Origin of the sequence: Streptomyces sp. NBC_01750 (assembly GCF_035918095.1) — a bacterium.
Taxonomy (GTDB): Bacteria; Actinomycetota; Actinomycetes; order Streptomycetales; family Streptomycetaceae; genus Streptomyces.
On the sequence record NZ_CP109137.1, the window covers coordinates 7,440,162 to 7,460,090 of the forward strand.

Consider the following 19,929-nt stretch of genomic DNA (forward strand, 5'->3'; position numbering starts at 1 on the left):
GTCGGGAGTTTGCCAGATAGGATCGGGGCATGACAGAAAGTGATGGCGTGCTCAGCGACAGTGTTCGTCCATCAGGTGTCGAACGAGTGGTGGAAGTACGGCTGGCCACCATGCACGGCGAGTTTCTCGCTATCGGCTACCTGGACCGCGAAAGCGGGGATGAACAAATGGTGCTGGTATACGGCGATATCGAGAGGGACGGGGCGCTGACCCGTGTGCATTCCGAGTGTCTGACCGGGGATGTCTTCGGGTCCAAGCACTGTGAATGCGGCGATCAACTGTCCGCGGCGTTGCACGCCATCGTGACGGAGGGGCGCGGCATTCTCGTCTATCTCCAGGGTCACGAGGGGCGGGGAATCGGTCTGTTGGGCAAGCTCCGGGCGATGAAGCTCCAGGCGGAGGGGCTGGACACGGTGGAGGCGAATCTGGCCCTCGGGTTCCCGGCCGACGCCCGCGACTACCGGGTCGCGGCGGACATCCTGCACGACCTCAGCGTGCACTCCGTGCGGCTCCTGTCGAACAACCCGCTCAAGAGCGAAGCGTTGCTGCGGCACGGCATCAAGATCGCCGAGCCGGTTCCGCTGCTGATCCCGCCGCGCGAAGAGAACAGGTCGTACCTGTGGACCAAGCGGGACCGCCTCGATCATTACCTGCCGCACTTGGACGGCGCGCTCGACTAGGCCGCCCGACACCGCCCGCGCGGGCGGACCATCACGCCATCTGACGGTGCACCAGTTCGTGCAGATGGCCGCCCGCGTGCGCGAGCAGCTGCGCCGGAGGCCCCTGTTCCACGATCCGGCCGTCCGACATGACGATCACGCGGTCGGCGTCCATGACGGTGGTCAGCCGGTGGGCGATCACCAGTCGGCTCGCGCTCAGCCTGCGGGTGCTCTCGATCACGATGCGCTGGGTCTCGTTGTCCAGCGCGCTGGTGGCCTCGTCGAAGAACAGGATGCGCGGGCGGCGGATGAGGGCCTGGGCGATCATCAGGCGTTGGCGCTGACCGCCGGAGATGGCACCGCTGCCGGCGATCATGGTGTGCAGACCCATCGGCATGCGCTTGATGTCCTCGGCCAGGCCGGCCATCTCGGCGGCCTCCCAGGCCTCTTCCTGGCTGAAGGCCTCGGCGCCGCAGATGCAGTCAAGGATCGATCCGGTGAGCGGCTGCGCGTTCTGCAGGACCACTCCGCACTGACGGCGTACCGCGGACTGGTCCAGAGCGGCCAGATCCTGACCGTCGTAGAGCACGCTGCCCGAGGCCGGCTTGTCGAAGCCGATGAGGAGCCGGAGCAGCGTCGACTTCCCGCAGCCGCTGGGGCCGACGATCGCCACGAACTCGCCCGGCTGCACCTCGAGCGACACGTCGTCGAGGACGAGCGGGCCGTCGTCGGTGTACCGGAAGGACAGTTTCCGGGCCGCTATCCCGCCGGAGAGCGGCCCGGGCTGAGCGCTGCTGCCACGGACCTCCGGCTCCTCGTCCAGGACCGGCTTGACCTGTTCGAACATGGGCAGGACGGCAGCGGCCGAGACCAGTGCCCCGGAGATCTGTGTGACCGAGGTCAGCAGCATCGTCACGGAGGTGTTGAAGGTCAGGAACTCGCCGGCCGACATGCTGCCGCGGGCAGGACCGGCCAGCAGCATGAACATGGTGAGCGAACAGAGCGGCAGGTAGACCGCGTCCAGGACCGTTGTCAGATTCCTGATCCGGCCCGCCCGTTGCTGCAGTTCGCGAGAGCGGGCGAACTCCCGGGCCCAGGCGGCGTACCCGAAACTCTCCGCCGCGGCGACGCGCAGCTTGGGCAGCCCGCGCAGGGTCTGGAACGCCTGGTTGTTGAGCTTGTTGCCGAGCTCGACCAGCTGCCGCTGCCATCGCAGTTGCCACAGACCCATTCCGTAGAACACCAGTCCGATGGCGACCAGCATGCCGATCGCCGCCAGCGCCAGCGGCACGCTGTAGCAGAGCAGCAGAACGAGGTTCATCACACCGACGGTGCCGGCCTGTACGGCGACCGGGCCGATACCGGCCAGCACCCGCCGGATGGCGCTGATCCCCATCGCCGCACTGGCCAGCTCTCCGGTGGAGCGCTCGGTGAAGAACTTCGTCGGCAGCCGCAACAGCCGGTCCCACACGGCCGGCTGGAGCGTACTCTCCATACGCCCTTCCATACGCAGCAGAGTCAGGTTCTGCAGCAGCATGAAAGAGGCGGACACAATGCTGGCGATCATGACGGCCAGTGACACCTGGACGATGAGGCTCCGCTCGGCCGTCGGCACGTACACACCGAGCACCTGGCCGGTCGCGATCGGCACCAGCGCGCCGAGAGCGACCGTCACCAGCCCGGCGATCGCCAGATTGCGCAGGTCCCTGTGGGAGTCACGCAGGCTGAAGTGGAGCAGCCGCCATGGGGTCATGGGACGTTCCGGCAGCGGGCGGTAGAACATCACTGCGCGCGGCTCGAACTCGTCCGCGCTGTCACTGCCGATGCGCCGTCGCAGACCCGATGCCGGGTTCACCGCCTCGTACCGCCCCCGGCGCCACAGCAGCGCCACCGGTGCTCCGGACTTGGCCCAATGGCCCACCAGGGGACCGGCGTTGGTGCGCCACCAGCGGCCGTCGAGCCTGACCGCGCGGGTACGGATCCGCGAGCCGACCGCGATCCGCTCGACCGGACTGACGCGGTCGCCCACCGCACCGCTCTTCGGCGGCTCGGAGAGGGTGATCCCGGCCGCCTCCGCGACCCGGCGGCAGACGGCGAACGTGGCGTCGTCGGTGGCCCGGTCCACAGCGGCGGTTGCCCGCCCGGCCCGGTCCTGCTTGCCGATGGAGGCCAGCAGCGCCTGGTCGGCCCGTGCGCGGACGGCTTCGCCCGCCTTGATGCCGGCCGCCGTACGGTCCTCGTGAGCGCGCTCGAGCCGTTCGATCCAGCGGTCCACCGCGGACAGCAGGCGGTACTGCTGGTTGACCATCCGCTGCCACAGCGCGCCGTCGACCAGGAGGTCGCCCGCCGCCTCGGCGCTGTAGGAGGCGCCGTACTGCACACTGCCGGGCAGAACCGGCATCCACAGGATGTCGTCGTCGGCCACGGCCTCGTCGATGGCCGGGCGGTCCTCCAGCGGAGCCTCGAACAGGACGCCCAGGCTGCGGCCGATGCCGAGTGCGAAGGCATGTTCCAGCGGAGTCGGTGCCTGGTGCTGGGTGTCGTACTGCGCTGCGTACGGGTCGTACCCCCCGTGCTCGCCGTACCCGCCGTACCCGCCGTACTCGCCGTATTCGGGCCGGTACAGCTCCCGCAGTGCGATCCGGCGCAGCAGACAGTCCTGCGATGGTCTGCCGAGCAGCGTGTGCTGCGGGCCTTCGACCGGGCCGAGCAGCAGGGTTCCCGCCTCGAGACGGCCGAGGAAGTGCCAGTGCCCCTGCTGAGCGGTGTCGACCGCGAACAGATCCAGCGACCCGCCCACGACGAGCCACAACACCTGCGGCCCCTCCAGAGGCACGCTGCGCAGGCCGCTGCAGTCGACGGGCGTGCCGAGGCCACCGAGCGCGTACGTCACCGCGTCGGTCCAGCCCGGCCCCACGACCCCGGGCTGGTGAGTGGACTGGTGAGCGGACGGATGTACGGATGACACGTCAGTGCTCCTTGACCAGCTCGGCGTACGGGCCCCCGGCCGCGACCAGGTCCTCGTGCCGGCCACGTTCGACGACCGAACCGTGGTCGAGGACCACGATCTCGTCGCTGTCGCGCACCGTGCTCAGCCGGTGGGCGATCACGACGCACGCACAGCCGCGCCGCCGCAGATTGTCGATGATGGTCTGCTCCGTCTGCGCGTCCAGAGCACTCGTCACCTCGTCGAGGACCAGGATGCTCGGCCGCCGGACCAGTGCCCGCGCGATCTCCAGACGCTGCCGCTGCCCGCCCGAGAAATTACGGCCGTCCTGCTCGACCCGGCTGTGGATGCCGTCCGGCCGCCGTGCGATGACGTCGTCGAACAGGGCGGCGTCCTTCAGGGCGGTGACAACGGCCTCGTCGGTTATCGACGGGTCCCACAGCGCCACGTTGTCCCGGACCGTGCCTTCGAAGAGGAAGACGTCCTGGTCGACGAAGGAGACCGAGGCGGCCAGCGTGCTGCGGGAAATGTCCTCCAGGCGCTGCCCGTCGATCCGGATCGTCCCCTCCCACGGGCTGTAGAGGCCTGAGATCAGCCGCGAGACGGTGGACTTGCCGCTCCCGGATCCACCGACGAGCGCGACCTGCCGGCCCGGACCGACGGTCAGCGAGAAACCGGTGAGCAGCGGCTTGTCCAGCGGGCTGTAGCCGAAGGTGATGTTCTCCAGCGTCACATGGCCCTTGAGCCTGCGGGTGCTCGCGTCCCGTTCGCGGCGCGAGTAGAGCGAGTCGACCGGGAAGCTCTCGACATCCTTCAGCCGGGCCACATCGGCGGCGAAGTCCTGGATTCTGCCCGCCACTCCGTTCAGCCGGGTGATCGGCGCGGTGAACCGGGTCACCAGCGCCTGGAAGGCGACGAGCAGACCGATCGAGATATGGCCGTCAACCGCCCGCAGTCCGCCGATCCAGAGGATCAGCGCGCTGTTGAGCGCCGCGAGGGTGGGGGCGACGACGGCCAGTGCGGCGCTCGGCACGCCGAGGCGCTGCTGTTCCTCCAGCGTGGTGGCGTGCTGACCCGCCCAGCGGCGGAAGTAGCCGTTCTCACCGCCGGTGGCCTTCATGGTCTCGATCAGCTGAAGGCCGGTGTACGAGGTATTGGTCAGCCGGGCGCTGTCCGCGCGCAGCTTCTGGGTGTGGGTGGCCCGCAGCCGGATGACGATGCGCATCGCGACCACGTTGAGCAGCGCGATCAGCACGCCGATGACGGTCAGTTGAGGGTCGTACGTCCACAGCAGCAGGGCGTAGAGAATCACCACGACCCCGTCGACACCCGCGGCGGCGAGGTCTCGCGCCAGTGTTTCGGCCACCGCGTCGTTGGACTGCAGACGCTGGACCAGATCGGCCGGGCTGCGCTGGGCGAAGAAGGTGACCGGCAGTCTCAGCAGATGCCGCAGGAACCGGGCGCTGCTGAGCGTGGAGGAGATGATGCGTCCACGCAGCAGGTTCGCCTGCTGGAGACCGGTCAGTACGGCGGTGAGTACGACCATCGCGGCCATCGAGGCGAAGAGCGGTCCCAGCAGCGAGGTCTGATTGCCGATCAGGAACATGTCGATGTACGTACGGCTCAGCGCGGGCAGGGCCGCGCCGACCGCGACGAGCAGGAGGCTGGCCAGCAGCGAGGCCAGCAGAGTTCCCTTTGTGCCGCGCATCCTCGCCGGCACGGCGCCCATGACTCCCGGCTTGCGGCCGCCACGGCGGAAGTTGTCGGCGGGCTCGAAGACCAGGGCGACACCGGTGAAGCTGGTGTCGAAGTCCTCCATCGCCACGAAGCGGCGGCCCTTGTCGGGGTCGTTGATGTGTACGCCCCGGCGGCCGAGCTTGCGTCCCATGCCGTCGTAGACGACGTAGTGGTTGAACTCCCAGAACAGGATGGCCGGCGCCTGCACCTCGGCGAGCGCTGCCGGTTCCATCTGCATGCCCTTGGCCTGCAGACCGTAACTGCGGGCGGCCTTCAGCAGATTGCTGGCCCGCGAGCCGTCCCGGGAGACGCCGCACGCGATGCGCAGCTCCTCGAGCGGGACATGCCGCCCGTAGTGCGCGAGCACCATGGCCAGCGACGCGGCACCGCACTCCAGGGCCTCCATCTGGAGGACGGTGGGCGTGCGAACGGCCCTCCGCTTCTTGACCTTGGGGGCGGGGGAGGGGGCACGGCGCGCGCGGCGAGGGGCCGGCGCGTTTTCGGGGCGGTGCCGCCCGCGGCCCGCCGGCGGCAGTTGCTGCTGCGCGGTCATGGAAGCAGCCAATCGATCGGATGCTGCTCGGCCAGGTGGATGGCGCCGGTGGCCAGGGTCATGGAGTCGACCGCGTACGGCGGCCCGTCCGAAGAGGACCAGGCGTAACCGGACTTGGTCCGCGACGACCGGTCCAGGCGCACCAGGACCGAGACGGGCTGGCCGTGCTGCGAGAACTGCTCGCCCAGCTGGCTGCTGCCGAGGAGGGCGGTGATCCGCTGGCGGGTCTGGGCGGTCCGGCCGACGGCCTTCACCTTGCCGCGCAGCACGCCGTACTGCTGCGTCGGCACCGACTGGACGGTGAGATCCACCGTGGCGCCGACCGGCACTGTCGATCCGCTGTCGGCCGGCACGTACAACATCGCCATCAGGGGATCGTCGGCCTTGTCGACCCGCTCCACGGCCGCCACGTCCGATCCGGTCGTGACCACGGAGCCGATCGTGGCGGCGAGTGTGGTCAGCCGTCCCGCGGCGATCGTGCGGACGACGGTGCTGCCCTGTGCCGTACGGACCTTGATGAGAGGGGTGTTGGCGGGAACTCGCCGGCCTTCCTCGGCGAGCACCTCGGTGACCTGGCCGGCGACGGGGCTCTGCAGGACGTAGCTGCCCTGCGCGTGAGTGAGGATTCCGGGTGCGCCGATGGTGGACGACACGGAGCCGGTCAGGGCCCAGACGGTTGCCGCGATCATGACGATGACCGTGACAGTCAGGACGAGCCAGCCCTGGGGCCGGGCGAAACGCACCGGCAGATCGATGTCCTCCGGCGACTGCAGCTTGGAAAGGGCCTGTTGGCGGAACTGCACGACACTCTTCCCTCAACTGCACTGGTTCTATGGGGTATCAGCGCGGCTCTCGTGACCGCGCGGGTGGCGGCCGCATGCCCCGGACCCGTGGGGGAATCCGGGGCATGAGACCCGGCCGGTCGACAAGGAGGGGAAGTCGACGGACCGTAGTCACCGCAGCTGGCTGTGCCGCTCAACGGCACAGAACCTGCTCAGAGACCGGCGGCCAGGCCCGTGATGCCGGCGGTGTTGAGACCGGTGAGGCCCTCGGCGGTGCCGACGACGGAGCCGACGGTGCCGGAGGTGGCGCCGATGACACCCGAGACCGGGACGACGGAGTCGACGGTGCCGGTGAGGGCGCCCGCAGCCTGGCTCACCAGACCACCGGACACGTTGTCCAGGTCGGCGTCGGAGATTACCTGGGTCTCAACCTGGGGGGTGGAGTTCATGATGAGCTTCCCTTCGCATGACTAACTCGAATTGCTGCGATGGAGTCTTTCAACTCCGGCAGTGCGAAGGATCAAAGCACGCAGGCGCGTTGCGCAGCGAATCGGACAGCTTTCAACCAGGGCGGTATGAGGCCACCGAATTACGTCGCGTGCACGTGTATCCATGAGTTGGTGCCAACTTCTTCACGTACTCGCACAGCTCAATTCCGCTGGACCGGCGCCCTCTTGCCAGGGAAGTGGACATTTCTACATCAAACGACAGACGGGCAGGTCAGCGCGGGAGGGGCTCGCTGAGGCCGTGTGACGCCTGCGTATTACGTGTGCAGATTTACTGAAGAACTCCTCCGCGCGTCAGGTCTCGTACGCGCCGCGGGCGTCAGTGTGTAGGGAGTGTTTCCGGCGGGTGTTGAGAAGGTGTTACTCGGTCTTATGGGTGCCTCATTTCGGAGAGGCTGGAAGGGGCGTCCGGGGAAGTGAAATAGCCGTATAACGGAGTCGCGCCTGATCCGAGTGGAATGGTCGATTCCGGGGGAAAGTGCGGTGTGTGACGTCTCGGCACCATTGACAACCTGACGGACCGTCAGGATCGTGTGCGCATGGCGAAGATGCGCACGCGTCTCATCGGTGTCCTCATCCTGCTGACCGCGTCCCTGACCACCCGAGGCGCGCCGTCCGCCGCCGCGTCCCCGACCGCCGAAGGTGTGGCCGCCGCGCCCCCCGGCTCGCTCTGGTTCGACGAGCAGGCCGCCACCGCCTTCACCGTCGACCACGGCCGCTTCACCGACGGTCTCGGCCGCGAGGTCGTACTCCGTGGCTACAACGTCTCCGGAGAGACCAAGCTCGAGGAGAACGGCGGACTGCCCTTCGCCTCCGTCGCCGACGCCGAGAAGTCCGCGACCGCGCTGCGTGCGCTCGGCGGCGGCAACAGCGCGCGCTTCCTGTTGTCGTGGGCCCACGCCGAACCCGTACGAGGCCAGGTGGACCGCGTGTATCTTGCCGCCGCCACCGCACAGATGCGGGCCTTCATCAAGGCCGGCATCCGCGTCCATCCCGACTTCCACCAGGACCTCTATTCCCGGTATCTCTTCAACGAGGGCAGCTGGTACACGGGCGACGGCGCCCCGAAGTGGGTCGTCGAGGCAGGCGGCTATCCACGGGAGTCGTGCGGGATCTGCCTCTTCTGGGGCCAGAACATCACCCAGAACGAGGCCGTGAAGCGGGCGACGTACGACTTCTGGCACAACCGCGGCGGCGTCCAGGACGCCTTCCTGGCGACGGCTCAGGCGACGATGGCCTACTTTGCCGAGCACCTCGACGCCGCCGAGTTCGCGGCGGTCGCGGGCTTCGACCCGTACAACGAGCCGCACGCCGGCACGTACGACTCCGGCCAGACCAGCCGCATGTGGGAGCGGGACGTGCTCTGGCCCTTCTACACGAGGTTCCGGGCGCGCATGGACGCGGCCGGGTGGCAGGGCAAGCCCGCCTTCGTGGAGCCGAACCTCTTCTGGAACTCCAACCTCTCCTTCCAGAAGCAGGAGGGCGGCCTCCTCGACGCGGGCGCCATCGGCCCGCGGTATGTCTTCAACACCCACTTCTACGACCAGAAGGCGATCTCCGGCGTCTTCATGTGGGGCAAGGCGAAGGACGGCCAGTACGCGGGCGACTTCGGTACGGTCCGCGACCGCGCGGCGGGAGCGGGAACAGCGGCCGTCGTCAGCGAGTTCGGCCATCCGCTGACCGGGACGGTCTCCGACAAGGCCTTGACGGTCGGCAAGGCGATGTACCAGGCCCTGGACTCCCGGCTGCCCGGCGCCGGCTGGTGGTCGAAGCCGGAGCGGTCGGGGCCGGTGCTGTCCGGTACGCAATGGCAGTGGGACATCTACCACGGCCGCCACCACGAGCTCATGAACGGCAACCCCGGCAAGGTCCTGACCGCCGCCGACGCGTGGAACGACGAGGACCTGTCGGCCGTCCGCCTCGACGACTCCGGCACCGCCGTGCTGCGCCAGGACGGCCGGCTGCTGGACCGCATCTACCCCAGTGCCACGGCGGGGCAGACCGTCGCCTTCACCTACGAGGACCGCTCCCGCGACGGCTCCACCACACTCACCTGGAACCCCGTCCCGAAATCGCTCCCGCGGGTCTCGGAGCTCGTCGGTTCGGGCCAGTACGCCCTGCTCCTCTGGAAGTCGAACGCCTCGGCGGCCCCCACGGAGCTGCACCTCCCCGCCTCGTTCGACCCCGCCCGGACGACGGTGGTCTCCGACCTCGGCAAGGCTCACGGCCTCCCGTCGTACGACCGGGGCACCCCCATCGCCGCGGCTCCCGAACCCGGCGGCCCCGGCAGCCGCCGCCTCCTGCTCACCGCACCGAACGCGACGGCGCTCCACTACGCCCTGATCACCAATGGCGCGGCGGCGCCCTCCGCCGAACTGCTGCAAGCGGCGCGAGAGGAACTGGCAGCGTGGTCCAAGGGCCGCGGGTGAATTCCTGATGTCCCACGGCCGGGGACAGGGTGCCGGGGGCGGTGACCGACTCGGCAGGCGCCGGGGCGAGCGCGGTGAGACCGGGTCCGGCGCGTCAATCACCGCGGTGGTCCGCTGAGCGGCGCGTTGCGGTAAGACCCCCTGGGGGATCGGGCATTCTGGCGTGACCATGCGGATGCTCCTTCTGGCCGTGGTGGTGCTCGCGGCCGCGAATACGCTCGTCAACCGGCTCGGGCCCGACCTGTACGTCCCTGTCTGCGTGACCACGGCCGCCGCGCTCGTGCTGATCGCCCGGCGGGCCGGGATCACCTGGGACGAGCTGGGGCTCGGCCGTGCGTCGGCGCGGAGAGGCCTGCGCTGGGGACTTCTCCTGGCCGGAGCCGTCGTTCTGGTCTATCTGGTGGCGCTTGCCCTGCCGTTCACCCGTGAGGCATTCCAGGACGAGCGCGTCGCGGAACTGTCGGGCGGGCAACTGGTGTACCGCGTGCTGGTGCGGGTGCCGTTCGGGACCGTGCTGCTGGAGGAGATCGCGTTCCGGGGAGTGCTGTGGGCCATGATGCGGAGACGGTGGGGCGCCTCCTGGGCCACCGCCGTCTCCTCGGGGCTCTTCGGGCTGTGGCACATTCAGCCGTCCCGCGGGCTCACAGGCTCGAACGCGGCGGCGGAAGCGGTCTTCGGTACGGGTGGGACCGGGGTCGCGCTGTCGGTGGCCGCGGCGGTCGGCGGCACCGCCCTCGCGGGTGTGGTGTTCTGCGAGCTGCGCCGCCGGTCGGGCAGCCTGATCCCGCCGGTGGCGCTGCACTGCGCCCTCAACAGCGCCGGCTATGCCCTGGCGTGGGCGGTCGGCCGCTGGTGGGGCGAGTGACTCGAGCGTGCGGCGGAAGGCAGGAGTTCCGCCGCGCGGCGATGTCGGCGGCCGACCGGCGGGCCGGGTTCTGTGCCGCTCGGATCCGGCTGCCCGGGGCCGTGTCGCTCGAGAGCCGCTGGGCGACGTGGATCGGGATCACCGACAGCAGCATGAGCACGGCGGCAACAACATGCCTGCTCGGCAGCGGACATGCGGGACTGGCCGCCGATGTCGCGTGCGCGCATGGGATTCGGCCGGGCGGCGCTGTCCGCATGCTCGCTGTCCGCACGCTCGTCGTCGCCCGGGTTCGAACCACCCTCCCGGCCGTCGCCGCGGCGCCGGCCGCACGCTGAACTCCCGCGAACGCCCCCGTCAGCCGGCAACAGCCGGATCGAAGAGCACGCCCGGGTTGAGAATTCCGGCTGGGTCGAGCGACTTCTTCACGGCCCGGAGGGCGTGGGCGAACGGCTCCGGTCGCTGGCGGTCATAGCCCGGCCGGTGGTCGCGGCCGACCGCGTGATGGTGGGTGACCGTCGCGCCGTGGTCGGTGAGGATCTGCATCGCCGCGGACTTGATCTCGTCCCACATCGCGACTTCCTTGCCGCGCCGCCCCGGCGCGATGACGGTGAAGTACGGCGCGGGCCCGTCCGGATAGACGTGGGTGAAACGGCAGTTGATCGTGCCTGCGGTGCCCGTCACCTCCCGTACGACGTCCCCCAGGTCCCTGCGCACCGACTCGTACAGTCCCGGTGCACGGTCCCAGGTGCAGGCCGTCTCGAACGTCTCGGTGATCACGCTCATCCGGGCGAGCGCGTCACGGAGGTACGGCATCCGCAGGAACGCCGAGCGCCAGGTGCCGGCGGCGGAGTCTTCGGCGTCGGTGGCAGCCGGAGCGGGTGAGCCGCCGTGGTCACGGGCCAGGGTGACGAGTTCGGCGAGGCGCTCGCCGACGGGGGAATGGGCCGACTCCACACCGAGGACGAGCACGCTCTCACCGTCCCGCGCGACACCTGCCAGAGCGGCCTCTCCGGGGTCGAGCAGCCGGCAGTTGGCCGGGTGCAGGCCCGCCTGCGCGATGGCGCGTACGGCGTTCATCGCGGCGTGGACGTCGCTGAACAGCACCGTGGCCGACGCCTTGTGACGCGGGCGGTCCTGGAGCCGCATCCAGGCCTCGGTGATCACGCCGAGTGTGCCCTCGGACCCCAGGAACATCCGGTCGGGGGAGGGGCCCGCTCCCGAACCTGGCAGCCGCAGCGATTCGTTGACCCCGACGGGCGTCACCACGCGCAGCGACTCCACCAGGTCGTCGATGTGGGTGTAGAGCGTGGCGTAGTGCCCGCCGGCACGGGTGGCCAGCCAGCCGCCCAGGGTCGAGAACTCGAAGCTCTGCGGGAAGTGGCGCAGGGTGAGTCCGTGCGGCCGCAGTTGCGCTTCGAGGTCGGGGCCCAGGGCGCCGGCCTGGATCCGGGCGGCCCGGCTGACAGGGTCGATCTCCAGTACGCGGCCCAGGGACGAGAGGTCCAGTGACACCACACCGCGGTGCCGGTCCGCGCGGTACTCGACCCCGCCGACGACCGAACTGCCCGCTCCGTACGGCACGACGGCGATGTCCGCGTCCGCCGCCCAGTCGAGGACATCGGTCACATCCTGCTCGATGCGCGGGTGGGCGACCTGGTCGGGTGCCGCCGAGAGGTCTCCGTTCAGGGCCCGGACCACATCGCGGTACGCCTTGCCGTAGGTGTGCGATGCCCGGTCCCGTGGATCGGCCGACATCAGAGGGGCGAGCGCGGAGGGCGGCTCGATGCGCACCTTGGGCAGTTCGAGGGCGGAGATGTCCGGCACCGGCAGCGGGGTGGCCGCCGAGCCCTGGACCAGCCTGCCGAGTGCGGTGCATTCGGTGTCCGGCAGTGCCTTGTCCGCGGTACCCCAGCCCCACCAGGAGCGGTTCCGCGAGGAGTTGGAGCGGGACACGGGCGGAGTCACGGGTGAAGTGCTGTCGACCACGTGTATTGACCTCTCGGTAATTTACCTCTTGGTAAGTTACCGCAACGTATAGTCTCCGCCATGACCACTGCAAGAGCCTCGGCCGCACCTGATCCGGCAGACCCCGTCGCGTCCGCCGGTGGCGGTGCGCAAGGGACCCAGGGCCGGAGCCGCGGCGCGGGGACCAAGGGCGTCCCGCGCGCCCGCCGCGAGGAACAGATCGTGGCCGCGGCCCTGGAGGAGTTCGGCAGGCACGGCCACGCCGCGGCGTCGATGGCCGCGATCGCCCGGCGCGTCGGCGTCACCAAACCGATGCTGTACACGTACTTCGGCTCCAAGGACGGCCTCTACGCGGCCTGTCTCGAACACATCGGCCACCGCCTCCTCGCGGCGATCAACGCGGCCATGGCGTCGAGCCCGCCGGGGGACCGGCTGCCCCACGCGGTCCTCACCGCGGTCTTCGAAACGCTGGAGGAACAGCGGCACGCCTGGTTCGTGCTGTACGACCGGACCCTGCCGCCCGGCTCCGAACCATGGCGCGCCGCGCACCGCCACCGCGAGGCCATCGACGACCTGGCGGCCTCCGGCACCGCCGCGCTGCTGCGCGGCCGGGGCAATGACGACGCCCTCGACGCGGACGCCCTCAAGCATGTGTGGACGGGCACGGTCAGCGCCCTCGTCGGCTGGTGGGTCTGCCATCCCGACCTGTCCGCGCACGACATGAGCGCACGGTGTGCCCGTCTGCTCTCCGCCGTCCGCGACGGAGCCTGAGACTGCGGACAGGCGGTTGCCGGGCAGGGGGGCTGGTCGCTGACAGCACCACCCCCATTGCCGTGGCTCCAGAGCTGGGTGGGACGGACGGGCAGCCGCCGCCTCCTGCTCACCGCAGCAGCACGCGGGGGCGTGCACCACGCCATGGTGACGAACGGCGCGACAGTACCTTCGGCGGCCCTGCTGAAGGGCCCGCAGGACGAACCCGCGGCGTGGGCGGCGGGACGGACGTGGTCCTGACTCGGACCAGGTTCCGACTCAGGCCGACAGTGCGTCGACCAGACCCGCCAGCGCGGCGGCGAGGGAGACGAGTCCGGGGCCCGCCGCCCCGCCCGGTTCCGACATGTACGTGTCCCGCCGGATCTCGATCATCAGGGCGCTCACGCGCGGGACCTTGCCGTAGTACTTCAGCGGCACATACGTCCCGGCAAAGGGGCTATCGACCCCCGTACCGCCGAAGTAGGCGAACGCCTCCTCCGCGTGGGCGAGCAGCTCCTCAGGGGTGTGGAAGTCGTCCGTACCCAGGCAGACCGGCGGCCGCGGGCCATCGCCGTGCAGCTCGTACGGCAGGCGCTCGGTCGGATACGAGTGGACGTCGATGACGACGGCACGGCCGACAGCCTCCAGCCGCGCGCCGACCGCAGCGGTCATCGCCTCCGAGTAGGGATGGAAGTAACGGTCGATCAGCGGCCGGGGGTCCGCGCCCGGCGGGCGGAGTCGCTCGCGATGCGTGGTCTGCGTATAGACCGCGCCCATGCCGACGGCCAGCATCTCCTCGCGCTCGTCGGGAAACCGCTCAGGGTCGATCACCAGGCGGGACAGGCCGTTGACGAACCGCCACGGCGCGATCGGGGCCGCCTCCACCGCTGCTGCGGCGATCTCCGCAGTGTGTGAGTCGGTGATGTGGTCCAGCTCCAACTCCAGCGCACGGTCGTCCAGCACGATGCCGCCACGGACGTCTGTCGGTATGGCTCGCGAGGAGTGCGGAACGTGAAGGATGACCGGCGAGTCGGCGGCGCCGGGCAGGAGCTGAAACGAGTCGTCTGGGTCGTGCATGTTCGTCCTCATCGCTATATGAGTTGAGCCGGCCCGAGGGGAGATCAGGCACGTGCTACCCACGCGCAGCACCTGACGGGAAATCATGCGCAACAAATGGTGGTTCACTCTCCCCTTGGTAGCCGAGGTGCGGTTCGTGAGGGGCCCGTGCGGCCAGCTCGTAGTACGTCATGCGCGACGACGCGGGGATTGGGTCGGTTCGCACGGTAAGAGCCACCGCGTCGGCACATCAGACGGGATTACAGAGCGTGGACAAGGAGAGTTGGCCTGGACCGCCGTTGTGGGTCCGGGGCTTCGGGTTACTCAGGTTTCTCCGCCCAGTCATCCATACGTGTCGCTGAGCACCCAGCAGGCCCAGGCGACGACGGCCACCGGCACGATGATGGCCACCGAGCCGAGAGCAATTCCGGCCCGCGCGCGGTGGCTGTCAGTCCTCTCCTCTCCCCGCATGTCGCGCAGAACCCCCACGCCAGAGACAACGGCACAGATCCCGACAGGCACGATCAGGTAAACGGGGAAGAACCGGATCCATGGCGAGACGGCGGACGGCAGCCAAGGGCATCCGAACATGGCCAGGGCGCCGACGCCCAGGAGCAGCGAGCAGGTGCCAGTGCGCCCCTGCGGGGCCGTCACTTGGGACTCCACTCGGACTCCGGCCATACGTACGCGTCGAAGCCGTCCGGGAGCTTCCCGCACGGGGCGTAGATGCTGACGGCGAGCGTTCCGGTGGGCTGGTACCAGTCCACATCGACTATGTCGTCGGTGGCCGGGCGCTCGAACCTGAAGCCCATGTCGGAGATGTTCTCGCCGGTGAGCTTCCAGCCCTCCTTCTCCAGCCGTCGGCGTACGCGCTCCTGGCCGGTGCGGGCGGTGTTCCTCGGGACGTCCGTCACACGCCATTCGAGTCCGAAGCTGCGCACGTCGCTGCGGCCTTCGTCTATGTGGGCGATCGACTGCAGCCCGCGGTAGTAGCAGGTGCCCGTTTCCACGCCGTTGGAGCTCACGTCCGGGGGCCCGGGCAGGGCCACCTCGTCGTACACCCGCTGGGCTTCCTGCTTGAGCCGAGTGGCGACCTGGTCAGGGTCGGTCGCCGGATATGGCTCCCCGTTCCACACGCGGTAACAGCCCACGGACATGGCCACGACGAGCATGACGCCGATGAGCCACAGAATCGAACGAACGGGGTGCTTCTTCAACATCCGTCGGCCCCCACGCCGGCCGTAGTGGTGGCCACGCGAGAGATGCGCAACATCGATGCGGGGCGGAAGGTGCAGGTGGCAGGCTGATCGGAACTCATGATGCGGAGATTAGAGCGCCGGGGAGGCGTGGCGCGTGGGTGTCGCTACTCAGACCCGGGTGAGTAGCCAAGCAGCCCGGCAGTCGAACATCGGTTCAGCTGGCCAGCAGCCCCGTCCGTGTCGTGGGCGGGTTGTCCTGGTGTGTTGGGCGGCTGACAGCTTCTGCGAACACTTGGCGGGGCCCGTACGACGGACCTACATGAGGTGCACCTCGACGGTGAAGGCTGGAGCCATGACACCGTTCAGGCATTCCGCGTGAGCGCCGAGGAACTGTCGTGTGTCGACGTGTTCCGCCGTCAATTCCAGGACCACGTAGTCGGTGGCATCGTCGGTGTCGCAGCCGCACACGCAGCAGCGTAGACGCTGTTCGTTCATTCCCATCGCCCTTCAGTTGGGAGGGGCACGGACTGCACGGCGCCCGTGCGACGGACGACAGCGCCGCAGCCTCCTCCTGTTCCTACTCCTGTCGGCGCACATCTTGCAGGGCAGCTTGACCAGTGCGTGTACCTCCCCCCTCGGCCGGCCGCCGTGCGGATGGAGGACGCGTCCCAACTCCGCTGTCTTTGTTCCTGCCTGCTCCCAACTCCCCATGCACGGATGAGCAGTTGCTTGCTCGCGCTCCCTCCTCCTGCGAGGATCACAAGATCGTCGAACCAGAATTCCTGAGCACCCAGGGAGCATCCAATGACCGGGACCGAGCCGGCTGCCGCGCGGATCGACACCAGCAAGCCGCATCCGGCCCGGGTGTACGACTGGTTCCTGGGCGGCAAGGACAACTACCCGGTCGACGAGGAACTCGGCCGCCACATCATGAGCATCGACTCGCGCGCCAAGCATGTCGCCCGGACCAACAGGTGGTTCATGCAGCGCGTCACACGATGGATGTCCGGCGAGGCAGGCATACGCCAGTACCTGGACATTGGTACCGGCATCCCCACCGAGCCCAATCTGCACCAGATAGCCCAGGCCGCCGCCCCCGAGTCACGCGTCGTCTACACCGACAACGACCCGATCGTGCTCACCCACGCGGAGGCGCTGCTGCGCAGCACCCCGCAAGGCGTCACCGACTACATCCAGGCGGATGTGCGCGACCCCGGCCGCATCCTCGAACAGGCCAGGAAGATCCTGGACTTCGAACGGCCGATCGCCCTCTCCCTGGTGGCGCTGCTGCACTTCGTCAGCGACGACGACAGTCCGTACGAGCTGGTGCGCCGGCTCGTGGACGCGCTGCCGTCCGGCAGCTACCTCGTACTGTCACAGCTCACCGCCGACTTCGACCCGCCGGCCGTCCAGCGGGGCGTCGACATGTACGCGGCCGGCGGCGTCACATTGGTGCCGCGCTCGTATGCCGAGATCGGCCGCTTCTTCGAAGGTCTCGAGCCGACAGAGCCCGGCATCGTCCAGCTGACGCAGTGGCACCCGGAGCTCGGCGTGGACGAAGTGACCGAAGGAAACGAGGCTGCCTCGCTGTACGCGGGAGTGGCACGCAAGCCGTAGCCGTAGCCGTAGCCGTAGCCGGTCGGACGGGATCGGGAGGCCCCGCAGCCCGGTCGGGCGGGATCCAGAGGGCCCGACCCGTGGTACCCAAATTCTGCTTATGATGCGTGGGTGTTCGATTCCCGGCACATCAAGACGTTCCATGAAGTGGTCCGCACCGGTTCGTACTCCGCGGCCGCTCGCGCGCTCGGCTATACGCAGCCGGCGATCACGCAGCAGATGAAGGCACTCGAACGGGACGTCGGCACACCGCTGTTCATCAGGGTCGGCCGCGGCATGCGCCTCACCGAGGCCGGAGAGGCGCTGTCGCGGCATGCCACGGTCATCCTCGACAGCATGTCCGCGGCCCAGCAGCAGCTGGGCGCCCTCACGCGGCTGCGCGCCGGACGCGTCCGTGTCTGCGCCTTCCCCAGCGCCAACGCCACCCTCATCCCCGAGGCGATGGCCCGGCTGGCCGCCGGCCATCCCGGGGTCCGCGTCGAACTGCTGGAGAACGAGCCGCCGGAGTCGCTGCAGCGGCTGGCGCGCGGCGAGTGCGACATCACACTTGCGTTCACCTATCCCGGCCTGCACGAACACGTACCCGATGAGCTGGTGGAGATCCCGCTCCTCGAGGACCAGTTGACGGTGCTGCTGCCGACCGGGCATCCGCTGGCGCGGCGGCGGGCGGTGCAGCTGGCGGATCTGGCGGAGGAGCGCTGGATAGCGGGGTGTCTGCGCTGCCGGGCCAACCTCCTCCACGAGTGCGCCGAACAGGGCTTCGCGCCGGACATCGCGTTCACCACGGACGACAATCTCGTGGTGCAGAGCCTGGTCGCCGAAGGTCTCGGCGTCGCCATGATCCCGGCGCTCGTACTGAACTTCCTCTGCCACCGGAAGGTCACCGGGCGGGTGCTGCAGCCCGCTTCGAAGCGGCAGATATCGGCGTACGTCCTGCGGGAGCATCTGCGGATTCCGGCGACGGCGCTGGTTCTCGAGGAGCTCAAGACGGTCGCGGCGAACAAGATCGGCTGCTGAACCAGTGAGCGGAAGTCATGGGCTGAACTCATAAGCGGTGCTTGGGAAGTCTCGAAGAAACCGTCGTTGGACGTGATGGATCGGGCGGCCCGACGCTGCCCGTATGACCACTTCGACCGCATCGAGTGCCTCGAGCGCGTCCGCAGCTTTCCGGGCGGCGCCCACGACCGACCGACTCGACGTGCTGATCGCCGAGGTGCGCGAGGTCGTCGGGCGGGGACTGCCGCCGGACCTGACGGCGTATCTGGTCGGTGAGCGCCTGGCGCCGCATCTCGGCGCGGACGATCTGCTCACACCGGAGCAGTGCGAGAGCGACCCGGCGCGCTACCGCCAGCATCTGCTGCACGCCGAGCACGACGGGAGCTTCTCGGTCGTCGCGCTGGTCTGGCTGCCCGGCCAGGGCACGTCGGTGCACGATCACGTGTCCTGGTGCACGACGGGCGTTCACGAGGGGGAGGAGCGCGAGCGGCGCTACCGTCTCCTTCCGTCCCAGGCGACCGGCACGGCCGCGCGGCTGGTCGCCACCGGCGATGTGATCAACGCGCAGGGCGCGGTGTGCGGCTTCGCTCCGCCCGGCGACATCCACCGGGTCTGGAACGCGGGCACGGACCGGGCGATCTCGCTCCACATCTACGGCGCGGACATCTCCCGTCTCGGCACCAGCGTCCGCCGGGTCTACGAACTGCCGGCCGACCGCTGATGGCGCTGCTCCGGGAACGGGCGGCCACATCCTCACGCTCACGCTCCGGCTCCGCCTCGGCGCCGGCCCGCCTGCCCGGCCTCGCGCTCGCGGTGCTCGGCGTCGCCCTGGCCTGGTCCGTGCATCAACTGGTCCCGGACATACCGATGCTGACCGTCGCCGTGGTACTCGGCATCGTGGCCGCGCATCTGCCGGTGGCGCGCTCGATCGTCCGGGGAGCGGCCCGCCCGGGACTCTCGTACGCCGCGAAACGCCTGATGCGCGCCGGCATCGTGCTGCTCGGACTGAAGCTGAGCCTGGACGATGTGCTCGGACTCGGCTGGGCGACGGTCACGATGGTCCTCGGAGTCGTCACGGCGACCTTCCTGGGCACCTGGTGGCTGGGCCGGCGGATGGGGCTGCCCGGCGATCAGCCGCTGCTGATCGCCGCCGGGTACTCGATCTGTGGTGCGTCCGCGATCGGCGCGGTGAGCGAGGCGACGGAGAGCGACGAGTGCGACGCGGCGACATCGGTGGCGCTGGTGACCCTGTGCGGGACGCTCGCCATCGCCGTACTGCCGCTGTTGCAGCAGCCGTTGGGGCTGAGCGACGCGGAATTCGGCCGGTGGGTCGGCGCGAGCGTGCACGACGTGGGCCAGGTCGTCGCCACCGCGCAGACCGCCGGTCCCGGCGCGCTCGGAGAGGCGGTCCTGGTCAAGCTGATGCGGGTGGCACTGCTCGCGCCGCTCGTCGCCGCCGTGGCCGTGTCGGTGCGCCGCCGACGGCGGGCCGGCGCGGCATCGGGCTCCGGTACGGCATCGAGATCCGGTACGGCATCGGGCTCGGCTACGGCGGGCAGGAAGCGGCTTCCGCTCGTCCCGCTGTTCGTGGTCGGCTTCCTGGCGATGGTGGCACTGCGCAGCACGGGCCTGCTCCCGACGGCCGGGATCGACGCGGCACAGCGGGTGCAGGAACTGCTGCTGGCCGCCGCGCTGTTCGGCCTCGGCAGTGCGGTCGACCTGCCGTCGCTGACGCGCACGGGCGGGCGGGTCGTGGCGCTCGGACTCTGCGCGTGGGCGGTGGTGGCGGGGGTTTCGTACGCGGGAGTGCTGCTCGTGATGGCCTGACCGTCCCGTCGCCCGGACATGCTCTGTGAAGCCGCCGTGTG

Annotated in this window: 18 protein-coding genes; 9 read left to right on the plus strand and 9 right to left on the minus strand. The window is 69.5% G+C overall.

Annotated features, from left to right (window positions below):
- The first annotated feature begins 29 nt into the window (after window positions 1-29).
- Complete coding sequence (ribA, locus tag OG966_RS33580; RefSeq protein WP_326653797.1) at window positions 30-680, plus strand: GTP cyclohydrolase II; 651 nt, start codon at window positions 30-32, stop codon at window positions 678-680.
- Between the two features lie 31 nt (window positions 681-711).
- Here ribA and OG966_RS33585 read toward each other — a convergent pair whose 3' ends face one another.
- The 4 genes from OG966_RS33585 to OG966_RS33600 form a co-directional block, all read right to left on the minus strand.
- Complete coding sequence (locus tag OG966_RS33585; protein ID WP_442806778.1) at window positions 712-3,627, minus strand: NHLP bacteriocin export ABC transporter permease/ATPase subunit; 2,916 nt, start codon at window positions 3,625-3,627, stop codon at window positions 712-714.
- Between the two features lies 1 nt (window position 3,628).
- Window positions 3,629-5,896, minus strand: coding sequence for an NHLP family bacteriocin export ABC transporter peptidase/permease/ATPase subunit (locus OG966_RS33590; protein WP_326653798.1), 2,268 nt, complete (start codon window positions 5,894-5,896; stop codon window positions 3,629-3,631).
- Window positions 5,893-6,699 (minus strand): HlyD family efflux transporter periplasmic adaptor subunit, encoded by an 807-nt coding sequence (locus OG966_RS33595; RefSeq protein WP_326653799.1) that lies wholly within the window; start codon window positions 6,697-6,699, stop codon window positions 5,893-5,895. Before OG966_RS33595 ends, OG966_RS33590 begins: the two co-directional genes overlap by 4 nt.
- Before the next feature lie 191 nt (window positions 6,700-6,890).
- Window positions 6,891-7,127 carry a type A2 lantipeptide gene (locus OG966_RS33600; protein ID WP_326653800.1) on the minus strand — a complete coding sequence of 79 codons (237 nt, stop codon included), beginning with the start codon at window positions 7,125-7,127 and terminating at the stop codon, window positions 6,891-6,893.
- A 596-nt stretch (window positions 7,128-7,723) separates the two neighbouring features.
- On the opposite strand from OG966_RS33600, the gene OG966_RS33605 reads away from it, so the two are divergent.
- The 3 genes from OG966_RS33605 (at window position 7,724) to OG966_RS40995 (ending at window position 10,813) form a co-directional block, all read left to right on the plus strand.
- Window positions 7,724-9,613 (plus strand): endoglycosylceramidase, encoded by a 1,890-nt coding sequence (locus OG966_RS33605; protein WP_326653801.1) that lies wholly within the window; start codon window positions 7,724-7,726, stop codon window positions 9,611-9,613.
- A 169-nt stretch (window positions 9,614-9,782) separates the two neighbouring features.
- Entirely contained in the window at window positions 9,783-10,478 is a 696-nt protein-coding gene (locus tag OG966_RS33610; protein ID WP_326653802.1) for a CPBP family intramembrane glutamic endopeptidase, read from the plus strand.
- Between the two features lie 101 nt (window positions 10,479-10,579).
- Entirely contained in the window at window positions 10,580-10,813 is a 234-nt protein-coding gene (locus OG966_RS40995) for a hypothetical protein (RefSeq protein ID WP_442806779.1), read from the plus strand.
- A 19-nt stretch (window positions 10,814-10,832) separates the two neighbouring features.
- On the opposite strand, the gene OG966_RS33620 is transcribed toward OG966_RS40995, so the two are convergent.
- Entirely contained in the window at window positions 10,833-12,464 is a 1,632-nt protein-coding gene (locus OG966_RS33620; protein ID WP_442806780.1) for an FAD-binding oxidoreductase, read from the minus strand.
- Window positions 12,465-12,524: 60 nt separating this feature from the next.
- Between OG966_RS33620 and OG966_RS33625 the strand changes: the two genes are divergently transcribed.
- Window positions 12,525-13,214: a TetR/AcrR family transcriptional regulator gene (locus OG966_RS33625; protein WP_326653804.1), complete on the plus strand. Its 690-nt coding sequence runs from the start codon at window positions 12,525-12,527 to the stop codon at window positions 13,212-13,214.
- 258 nt (window positions 13,215-13,472) lie between these two features.
- Here the strand turns inward: OG966_RS33625 and OG966_RS33630 are convergent, their stop codons facing one another.
- From OG966_RS33630 to OG966_RS33645, 4 genes are all read right to left on the minus strand, one after another.
- Window positions 13,473-14,270 (minus strand): N-formylglutamate amidohydrolase, encoded by a 798-nt coding sequence (locus tag OG966_RS33630; protein ID WP_326653805.1) that lies wholly within the window; start codon window positions 14,268-14,270, stop codon window positions 13,473-13,475.
- 321 nt (window positions 14,271-14,591) lie between these two features.
- Entirely contained in the window at window positions 14,592-14,903 is a 312-nt protein-coding gene (locus OG966_RS33635) for a hypothetical protein (protein ID WP_326653807.1), read from the minus strand.
- The gene (locus tag OG966_RS33640; protein WP_326653808.1) at window positions 14,900-15,469 is read right to left on the minus strand and encodes a hypothetical protein; all 570 of its coding nucleotides are present in this window, start codon (window positions 15,467-15,469) and stop codon (window positions 14,900-14,902) included. The genes OG966_RS33635 and OG966_RS33640 overlap by 4 nt, the downstream gene beginning before the upstream one ends.
- 294 nt (window positions 15,470-15,763) lie before the next feature.
- Window positions 15,764-15,943 (minus strand): hypothetical protein, encoded by a 180-nt coding sequence (locus OG966_RS33645; RefSeq protein ID WP_326653809.1) that lies wholly within the window; start codon window positions 15,941-15,943, stop codon window positions 15,764-15,766.
- A 309-nt stretch (window positions 15,944-16,252) separates the two neighbouring features.
- On the opposite strand from OG966_RS33645, the gene OG966_RS33650 reads away from it, so the two are divergent.
- The 4 genes from OG966_RS33650 to OG966_RS33665 all read left to right on the plus strand — a co-directional run bounded on the left by OG966_RS33650 (window position 16,253) and on the right by OG966_RS33665 (window position 19,888).
- The gene (locus tag OG966_RS33650) at window positions 16,253-17,065 is read left to right on the plus strand and encodes an SAM-dependent methyltransferase (RefSeq protein WP_326653810.1); all 813 of its coding nucleotides are present in this window, start codon (window positions 16,253-16,255) and stop codon (window positions 17,063-17,065) included.
- Between the two features lie 111 nt (window positions 17,066-17,176).
- Window positions 17,177-18,082 (plus strand): LysR family transcriptional regulator, encoded by a 906-nt coding sequence (locus OG966_RS33655; RefSeq protein ID WP_326653811.1) that lies wholly within the window; start codon window positions 17,177-17,179, stop codon window positions 18,080-18,082.
- A gap of 103 nt (window positions 18,083-18,185) precedes the next feature.
- Window positions 18,186-18,782, plus strand: coding sequence for a cysteine dioxygenase family protein (locus tag OG966_RS33660; protein WP_326653812.1), 597 nt, complete (start codon window positions 18,186-18,188; stop codon window positions 18,780-18,782).
- Window positions 18,782-19,888 (plus strand): YeiH family protein, encoded by a 1,107-nt coding sequence (locus OG966_RS33665; protein ID WP_326653813.1) that lies wholly within the window; start codon window positions 18,782-18,784, stop codon window positions 19,886-19,888. Before OG966_RS33660 ends, OG966_RS33665 begins: the two co-directional genes overlap by 1 nt.
- Window positions 19,889-19,929: the final 41 nt, after the last annotated feature.

What these genes read in the sequence shown, in the direction of transcription:
- ribA (WP_326653797.1), top strand. Translation starts at nt 30, where the DNA reads ATGACAGAAAGTGATGGCGTGCTCAGCGACAGTGTTCGTCCATCAGGT.
- OG966_RS33590 (WP_326653798.1), bottom strand. Translation starts at nt 5,896, where the DNA reads ATGACCGCGCAGCAGCAACTGCCGCCGGCGGGCCGCGGGCGGCACCGC.
- OG966_RS33600 (WP_326653800.1), bottom strand. Translation starts at nt 7,127, where the DNA reads ATGAACTCCACCCCCCAGGTTGAGACCCAGGTAATCTCCGACGCCGAC.
- OG966_RS33605 (WP_326653801.1), top strand. Translation starts at nt 7,724, where the DNA reads ATGGCGAAGATGCGCACGCGTCTCATCGGTGTCCTCATCCTGCTGACC.
- OG966_RS33610 (WP_326653802.1), top strand. Translation starts at nt 9,783, where the DNA reads ATGCGGATGCTCCTTCTGGCCGTGGTGGTGCTCGCGGCCGCGAATACG.
- OG966_RS33625 (WP_326653804.1), top strand. Translation starts at nt 12,525, where the DNA reads ATGACCACTGCAAGAGCCTCGGCCGCACCTGATCCGGCAGACCCCGTC.
- OG966_RS33630 (WP_326653805.1), bottom strand. Translation starts at nt 14,270, where the DNA reads ATGCACGACCCAGACGACTCGTTTCAGCTCCTGCCCGGCGCCGCCGAC.
- OG966_RS33640 (WP_326653808.1), bottom strand. Translation starts at nt 15,469, where the DNA reads ATGTTGAAGAAGCACCCCGTTCGTTCGATTCTGTGGCTCATCGGCGTC.
- OG966_RS33645 (WP_326653809.1), bottom strand. Translation starts at nt 15,943, where the DNA reads ATGAACGAACAGCGTCTACGCTGCTGCGTGTGCGGCTGCGACACCGAC.
- OG966_RS33650 (WP_326653810.1), top strand. Translation starts at nt 16,253, where the DNA reads ATGACCGGGACCGAGCCGGCTGCCGCGCGGATCGACACCAGCAAGCCG.
- OG966_RS33660 (WP_326653812.1), top strand. Translation starts at nt 18,186, where the DNA reads ATGACCACTTCGACCGCATCGAGTGCCTCGAGCGCGTCCGCAGCTTTC.
- OG966_RS33665 (WP_326653813.1), top strand. Translation starts at nt 18,782, where the DNA reads ATGGCGCTGCTCCGGGAACGGGCGGCCACATCCTCACGCTCACGCTCC.